This is a genomic window from Areca yellow leaf disease phytoplasma (assembly GCF_041920595.1).
In genome coordinates this window covers 293,575-294,267 of sequence record NZ_CP169277.1, presented here as the reverse complement: position 1 = coordinate 294,267, position 693 = coordinate 293,575, and positions in this window count along the sequence as shown.

Below are 693 nucleotides of genomic sequence, written 5' to 3'. Positions count from 1 at the left end.
CGTATTGTTTATAAAGAATATTGAAAAACCCTTATAATATATAAGGAGTTTGTTTTTATTTATTGTTGACATTTATATTTATTTTTGTTATTTTTGGGGCATTTGTATTATTTTGGATTGACGGTTTTGAATATATTTACTTAAAAATGAATTAATAAATGTTCTTCCTTTCATACTATCTACCTATCAAAACGAGCAAAAAACAAAATGTAAGGGATAAAAAAGACCAAAAAAACGAATTTCACCATAATAAGAAAAAATTTTACTAAAGCGTATGCATCGGTATTTTGTTTTAAAATACATCTATATGTCGAAATAAACCTTTCGAAGATAACAAAAATTACCAAAAAGAAAAGGAAATTAAAAATATTTCTAATTTGAGTTTTCAAAACCTATTTGCTTTCTTCATTGTTTATCTAATTTCGGTTTAAAAATAATAAATTTGATTCTAAACATTTACTTGCTCTTTTCTTTATAATATTATAATGATTTTAAAATAAATATTTATATTATATCAAGTTTTTTAAGTTAATATTTTGATGATGAAATGCAATAAACGAATTAAAAATACTTATTTCAACATTTTTATGCTTTTATATGTTCTTAATTGTGTAGTATTTTATTATAACATATTTTTGATAAAAACAAAGAAATTAACAAAACAAATAATAAATCTATTTGGAAAACTTTTAT